This is a genomic window from Streptomyces sp. DH12 (assembly GCF_020873895.1).
Lineage (GTDB): Bacteria > Actinomycetota > Actinomycetes > Streptomycetales > Streptomycetaceae > Streptomyces.
This window is the reverse complement of record NZ_JAHWGT010001702.1, coordinates 1-385: the sequence shown is the minus strand read 5'-3', so window position 1 is coordinate 385 and position 385 is coordinate 1. Positions and strand designations below refer to the sequence as shown.

The following is a 385-nucleotide window of genomic DNA, read 5'->3' as shown; positions in this document are numbered from 1 at the left end:
ACGTGAAGGCCTGGGCGAAGAACACCGCGGTGGGGTTGTGCGAGCGTGGTCGGGCAGCGGGCCTTGAGCTGGACCGAAGGACCCTGCGACGGGACCTCCGAGCGCGAGCGGAGGACAGCCGCAGCCGGGACCCGTTCTATGCCTTCGCCCTGTATCCGGACGGGTTCGACTCGGCTCTCGCTCTGCTGGAGGTGGACCTGATCTGGCCCGACGAGACGGTTCGCCGCCTCACGCTGGACTGGCTGGCCGAGACGTTCAGCGCCGACGACTTCGGCGGGCCGACGGTCACACGCAGGCAACTGCCGGTCGGCCCGGCTGTGCGCATCCGCCAGAACCTGGCGATGAGCAGCCCCCCTGGCGGGAATCCCGGCGCACTGCTGGAGAC

1 pseudogene is annotated in these 385 nt (G+C 70.1%); it reads left to right on the top strand.

Annotation, left to right across the window (positions count from 1 at the left end):
- Window positions 1-191 precede the first annotated feature (191 nt).
- Window positions 192-385: pseudogene (locus tag LPA54_RS41810) on the top strand (hypothetical protein); the annotation flags it as partial.